We start from the raw sequence: 5,911 nt of genomic DNA, 5'->3' as shown, positions 1-5,911 counted from the left end.
TCGGCCGTGTACCGCTTACTCATGTTGCTCTTGCTACTCACTACCTGTGACTGCTTCCTCCGGGACCATCCGTCCCAGTATCAAGCTGCCCGGCCAGCAGGGGGAACCTCAGAACCCGCGGCCTGATCGCGGCAGCCTTCGGCCCCGTGGCCAGAAGCGAGACGCATTACGCGCAGCAGCTGACGTCAAACTTGACCACGGACATGTTGCTACTGGCTGACCGCGCCTTCCACACCAATGACCTGCTCGCACAGGTCGCCCGCCGCGGCGCACAGTTCCTGGTGCGTTGCACCAGCCGTCGGCATCCGCCGATCCTGACGCTACTGCCCGACGGCTCCTACCTCACGCGCATCGCTGGCCTCACCCTGCGCGTCATCGAAGCCGAGATCCGCACCCGCACCGCCGACGGCAGCACCTTCGGCGAGACCTACCGGCTGCTGACCACGCTCACCGACCACCGTACCGACCCCGCCCACCAGCTCGTCCGCCTGTACCACGAGCGCTGGGAGATCGAGTGCACCTATCTGGCACTGCGTCACACACTCCTCAAGGGCCGCGTCCTGCGCTCGAAGGATCCTGCCGGACTCGCCCAGGAAGTATGGGGACTGCTCGCCCTCTACCAGGCATTGCGGTCCGTCATGGTCACAGCCGTGGAGACCCAGCCTGGCACCGACCCGGACCGCGCCGCCTTCATCATCGCCCTGGAGGCCGCCCGCGACACCATCGCCCTCACCGTCCACCCGACAGCGACCACCGGACGCGATGCCCAGGCGGACCTGGTCGGGCACATCGGCACCCGTCTCCTGCACGCCTTGCTCCCCAAACGCCGCCCACGGACCTCCACCCGCATCGCGAAGCGCGGAATCTCGCGCTACCACACCTGGAACCGCGACCAACGCCCCCGCGGCAGCACCCCCATCACTGCCATCGACATCACGGTCCAGACACCCGCTCTCCCGACAGCACAGGATCCAGGCCGCAAGGCATCCAGCCCCTGGGACCGGCTCTGCCAGATCCTTGCCGCGCACGCCAACCAACCCATGCACGCCCACGACCTCGCCGACCACATGGGGCTCACGGCACCCCAAGCTCGCAGGAACCTCACTTCTCAACTCTGCCTCTGGACCCGCAACAGCCTGCTAACCCGCACCGCGCCGAATACGTACAAGATCACCCTGCCCGATGCCTTGACATCCCCTCCGGGCCCTTAACTTCGCGGCATTGGGTCATCGCGGCCCACACCCAACTTCGCCTCGCCCGGCCGCTGGCCGCGGACTTCCACCGCCCCGGGGAGAAGCCGGCCGAGCCCGGTCGGCTCACTCCCGCCCGAGTCCGCCGGGGGTTCAGGAACCTCCGCCCGATCTTGCCCTGCCCGGCCCGTGCACCGAAACCCAACCGGCCCGGCCCCGGCAGACCGCTCGGCTCGAAGAACAGTCGTCCCGCCACCCGCTACGACGTGGGCAAAGCGGGGCCAGGCGGCCCGAGACCATCGCCGAACGTGACCAGGTCAGACCATAAAGAACAAGCTGAGGGGTTGAGAGCGGTGAGGGGCACGGGCCGCGGGGAGCTCGTGCCCCTCTCTCTTTTGCGCGTCGGCCATTTTTGTGACCGTGTCTCTTTTGTGCCCCCTCTCCTGCACGGCCGCCAAGACCGGTCAGGATCGGAGAAGCGGATCTCCGGCGCCCGGCCTAGCGTGGGAGTACAGCACCAGCCGAGAACGCGAGGAGCACCCCATGTCCGCCGGACTGCAGACGATCATCTACCCCGTGAAGGACCTGACCGCCGCGAAGGCCGTGTTCGGCGCGCTGCTCGGCACCGAGCCGTACGCGGACACCCCCTACTACGTCGGCTACAAGGCGGCGGGCCAGGACGTCGGCCTCGACCCGAACGGCCACGCGAAGGGCATGACGGGCCCGGTCCCGTACTGGCACGTCACCGACCTGCACGAGCGTCTCGCCGCGCTGCTCGCGGCCGGCGCGGAAATGCTCCAGGACGCGCAGGACGTCGGCAACGGACGGCTGATCGCGTCGGTGAAGGACGCGGACGGAAACCTCGTCGGCCTGCTCCAGGACCCCGCCTCCTGACACCTGCACCCACCATGTACATGCACCCGCACAAGTTGCACGGACATTGACACTTCATTTCGGTGTTACGGTCGGTTCATGGCAGCGAACGCGACCCCGGCGGCCCTTGAGGACCGCTGGCGGGACATCCTGACAACGCACGCCCGCACGCTCTGCGAGATCGACCGCGCCCTGCACCCGCACGGCCTGGGAGCCAGCGACTTCGAGGTCCTCGACCTGCTCGCCACCGAGACCCCCCGCCAGGGCGACCAGTGCCGCGTGCAGAACCTGGTCGGCCGCGTCCACCTCAGCCAGAGCGCCCTGTCCCGGCTGATCGGCCGCTTGGAGAAGGACGGCCTCGTCGAGCGCTCGGTGTGCGCGACGGACCGGCGCGGGGTGTTCGTGTCCCTCACCGAACGCGGGCGGGCGCTGCACACGGAGGTCCTGCCGTTGCAGCGGGCGGCGCTGGCGCGCGGGCTGACGGCACCCGCCGAGGGGTGAGGTTTCCCGCAGGGTGACCGTACGGAAACCCCCGTACCGGCATCGACCTGCGGTTTCTAGCGTGGTGAGCGGTCGGGGCGACTGCCTCGGCCGGATCGCTCGCCCGCTTGGAGACCCGTATGCGTCTGATGTTCTCGGCCCTGCCCCAACAGCCCGCCGGCGGGATCGCGGGGTGGGCCGCCGACCTCGTCGACACGCTGGGCGGGCCGGGGGCGGGGCTGGCCATCGCGCTGGAGAACCTCTTCCCGCCGCTGCCGAGCGAGGTGATCCTGCCACTCACCGGGTTCGCGGCGGGGCAAGGGGTGTTGAGCCTGGCGTCGGCGCTGTTCTGGACGACGCTGGGCTCGGTCGTCGGGGCCGTCGCGCTGTACTGGATCGGCGCGCTGTTCGGCCGGGAGCGGATGCACGCGCTGTGGGCGCGGCTGCCGCTCGTGAAGGTGTCGGATCTGGAGCGCACGGAGGCGTGGTTCGCGCGGCACGGCACGAAGGCGGTGCTGTTCGGGCGGATGGTGCCGATCTTCCGCAGCCTCATCTCCGTACCCGCCGGGGTGGAGCGCATGCCGCTCGCGGTGTTCGTGCCGCTGACCACGCTCGGCAGCCTGTTCTGGAACTCCGTGCTGGTGACGGCGGGTTACTGGCTGGGCGACCGGTGGGAAATGGTGGAGACGTACGTCGGGGTGCTGTCCAAGGTGGTGCTGGCGCTGGTGGCCGTCGCCTTCGCCGGGTACGTCTGGTCGCGGGTGCGGACCCGCAACCAGGGCCTGCACAGGCGTGGTTGATGTCCGTTCGGCTAGGGTCGGCTGCTGTGCGGGGGTACTTGGTGCGGCGGAGCGTGGGGACGCTGCTGGGATGCGTGACGGCGCTGCCCGGTCTGCTGGTGCTGCCGGTGGCGCCGACGGCCCGTCGGTGGGCAGCAGTCGAGAAGTCCCGCCGGTCGTTCTTCTTCGGGGACAACTTCCCCGGGGACTACGCGGTGTCGGACGGGAAGATCCGGCGGTATCTGGCGCTGCGGTCGGTCGTGGGGCTGGTGTGCGCGGCCGTCGTCGGGCTGCTGGTCCTCGGTGCCGCGCTGGTGGCGCTGTTGCTGCGCGGGATGGTGCAAGGGCGGCTGGGCTGGGGCGAGTTGGCGGGGCAGGCCGTCCTCGGTGGCGTCCTGCTCTTCCTCGACCTCCAGGGGCTGCGCTCGCTCGGGCGGCTGGACGCGCGGCTGGCCGGCGAGTGTTTCGGTCCGTCCGGTCCCGAGCTGCTGCGGCTGCGCATCGACGAGTTGGCAGCCAGCCGGGCGGCGGTCGTCGACGCGGTGGACGCCGAACGCCGCCGGATCGAGCGGGACTTGCACGACGGGATCCAGCAACGCCTGGTGGCGCTCGGCATGTTGCTCGGCCGGGTCCGCCGGGGCCGTGCGCCCGAGCGGACCGAGGCCCTGCTGCTCCAGGCCCACGAGGAGTGCCAGGCCCTCCTCGCGGAACTGCGTGAGGTGACCTGGCGCGTCTATCCGTCGGCGCTGGACAGCCTGGGTCTGGAGGAGGCGCTGGGCGGGGTGTCCGAGCGGTGCGCCCTCCCCGTCCGCACGGAGTTCGACGTCGCCGGGGCGCTGCCGAGGCCGGTCGAGACCGCCGCGTACTTCGTCGTGTCGGAGGCCGTGACGAACGCGGCCAAGCACTCGGGGGCGACGGCGGTGTCCGTCCGGGTGGCGCTGTACGGCTCGGTGCTGGCGGTGCGGATCCGGGACGACGGGACGGGCGGCGCGGATCCCCAGGGCAGCGGCCTGAGCGGGCTGCGGGGACGGGTGGCCGCGCTCGACGGCACGCTGGACGTCGACAGCCCCGCCGGGGGACCCACCACGATCACCGCGGAGCTGCCGTGCGCCTGATGCTCGCCGAGGACTCGACACTGCTGCGCGAGGGGCTCGTCCGGCTGCTCGTCGAGGAGGGGCACGAGGTGCTGGGGGCGTTCGGCGACGCCGCTCCCCTGCCGGCGGCGATCGCGCGGCAGCGGCCCGATGTCGTCGTCCTCGACATCCGGATGCCGCCGACGCACACGGACGAAGGGCTGCGGGCGGCGCTGGAGATCCGTCGACGGTGGCCGCAGGTCGGGGTGTTGATGCTGTCCCAGCACATCGAGCGGCACTACACGGCCCAGTTGCTCGCGGCGGGCGTGGAGCGGGTGGGGTATCTGCTGAAGGACCGGGTCGCCCAGGTCGAGGAGTTCCTCGACGCCCTGGACCGCGTCCACGCGGGCGGCGCCGCCATCGACCCCGAGGTGGTACGGCAGTTGGTGGTGCGCTCCACGCACACCGATCCGCTGGCCCGGCTCACGCCCCGGGAGCGCGACGTCCTCGACCAGCTCGCCCAGGGGCACACGAACGCGGCGATCGCGCAGCGGCTGCACGTCTCGCTGAGCGCGGTGGAGAAGCATCTCAACGCGATCTTCGACAAGTTGGGGCTGTCGCGGTCGACCGGGTACAACCGGCGGGTGCTGGCGATCCTGCGGTATCTGGAGAGCTGACGGTCCGTCAAGTCGAGTACAGGCGCCCCCCGCTCACCGCCCCAGCAACGCCAGCACCCCCGCCACCGTCGTCACCTTGATCAGCGGCTGGTAGAGGTCCAGGACGTCCAGTGCCTTCGCGTGGGCCGTGTCGTTGGCGCCCGCGCAGGCGTCGGCGGCGACGAGGACCTCGACGCCGGCGTCGGCGGCGGCGAGGGCGGTGGACAGGACGCAGCAGTCGGTGGTGACGCCGGCCAGGACGAGCCGGCCGTGCGGGGCGACGCGGGCGGCGAGTTCGGGGGTCCACTTGCCGAAGGCAGAGGAGTCCAGGACGTGCGGGGCGAGGTCGCAGAAGCCGTCCGTCAGATGCCACAGCGGCGCGTCCGGCGGCTGGAGGGCGAACGGCCACTGCGCGTAGTACGCGCGCCACGCGCCGGACGGCTCCTCGGGGGCGACGAAGCGGGTGAAGGTCACCTCGTCGCCGAAGGCGGGCAGCAGGCGCCGTACGCCGGTCGCGGCTTCGCGGTAGCGGGGTGCGGCCCAGGGGCTGGTGGGGTCGGCGAAGACGTGCTGCATGTCGATGACGGCGAGGTGGGTCATATCGCGGTCTCCCTGGCGTGCGCGCGGGCCGGGGAGGTGCTGCTGTGCCGGGGGGCGGTCATCGTCAGCTGTCTGCCTGTCTTTTTCCGGGGGCGCGAGGGGTCGTCCGGATCAGTCCTACCCGGCTGCGGCCCCTCACGCACCGCGCTGGGCTCCCGTTCCGGTCCGAGCGTGAAACGGCCGGCCGGGGTCATCACCTCCACCTCGTCCCCGACGGTGATCTCCTTCAGGGCGTACGTCGAGAACGCGCCGCCCTCCAC

Annotated in this window: 7 protein-coding genes and 2 pseudogenes; 7 read left to right on the top strand and 2 right to left on the bottom strand. The window is 71.1% G+C overall.

Annotated elements, in window-relative coordinates:
- Nucleotides 1-50: 50 nt before the first annotated feature.
- The 7 genes and pseudogenes from ACVNF4_RS31345 (at nt 51) to ACVNF4_RS31315 (ending at nt 5,072) form a co-directional block, all read left to right on the top strand.
- Nucleotides 51-1,211, top strand: a complete 1,161-nt coding sequence (locus ACVNF4_RS31345) for a transposase (protein WP_461806264.1) — start codon at nt 51-53, stop codon at nt 1,209-1,211.
- Nucleotides 1,212-1,225: 14 nt separating this feature from the next.
- Nucleotides 1,226-1,518, top strand: a pseudogene (locus ACVNF4_RS31340) (NF041680 family putative transposase); the annotation flags it as partial.
- A 215-nt stretch (nt 1,519-1,733) separates the two neighbouring features.
- Nucleotides 1,734-2,084 (top strand): VOC family protein, encoded by a 351-nt coding sequence (locus tag ACVNF4_RS31335; RefSeq protein WP_461806262.1) that lies wholly within the window; start codon nt 1,734-1,736, stop codon nt 2,082-2,084.
- A gap of 78 nt (nt 2,085-2,162) precedes the next feature.
- Nucleotides 2,163-2,564 carry a MarR family winged helix-turn-helix transcriptional regulator gene (locus ACVNF4_RS31330; RefSeq protein WP_461806261.1) on the top strand — a complete coding sequence of 134 codons (402 nt, stop codon included), beginning with the start codon at nt 2,163-2,165 and terminating at the stop codon, nt 2,562-2,564.
- Between the two features lie 119 nt (nt 2,565-2,683).
- The gene (locus ACVNF4_RS31325) at nt 2,684-3,343 is read left to right on the top strand and encodes a DedA family protein (protein ID WP_461806260.1); all 660 of its coding nucleotides are present in this window, start codon (nt 2,684-2,686) and stop codon (nt 3,341-3,343) included.
- Nucleotides 3,343-4,437 carry a sensor histidine kinase gene (locus ACVNF4_RS31320; protein ID WP_461806259.1) on the top strand — a complete coding sequence of 365 codons (1,095 nt, stop codon included), beginning with the start codon at nt 3,343-3,345 and terminating at the stop codon, nt 4,435-4,437. The genes ACVNF4_RS31325 and ACVNF4_RS31320 overlap by 1 nt, the downstream gene beginning before the upstream one ends.
- Nucleotides 4,437-5,072 carry a response regulator gene (locus ACVNF4_RS31315; RefSeq protein WP_461806263.1) on the top strand — a complete coding sequence of 212 codons (636 nt, stop codon included), beginning with the start codon at nt 4,437-4,439 and terminating at the stop codon, nt 5,070-5,072. The genes ACVNF4_RS31320 and ACVNF4_RS31315 overlap by 1 nt, the downstream gene beginning before the upstream one ends.
- A gap of 33 nt (nt 5,073-5,105) precedes the next feature.
- On the opposite strand, the gene ACVNF4_RS31310 is transcribed toward ACVNF4_RS31315, so the two are convergent.
- Entirely contained in the window at nt 5,106-5,651 is a 546-nt protein-coding gene (locus ACVNF4_RS31310; RefSeq protein ID WP_461806258.1) for a cysteine hydrolase family protein, read from the bottom strand.
- A pseudogene (locus tag ACVNF4_RS31305) lies at nt 5,648-5,911 on the bottom strand (hypothetical protein); the annotation flags it as partial. The gene ACVNF4_RS31310 and the pseudogene ACVNF4_RS31305, both read right to left, overlap by 4 nt.

This window comes from Streptomyces sp. S6, assembly GCF_054880855.1.
This window is presented reverse-complemented; position numbering and strand designations above follow the sequence as displayed.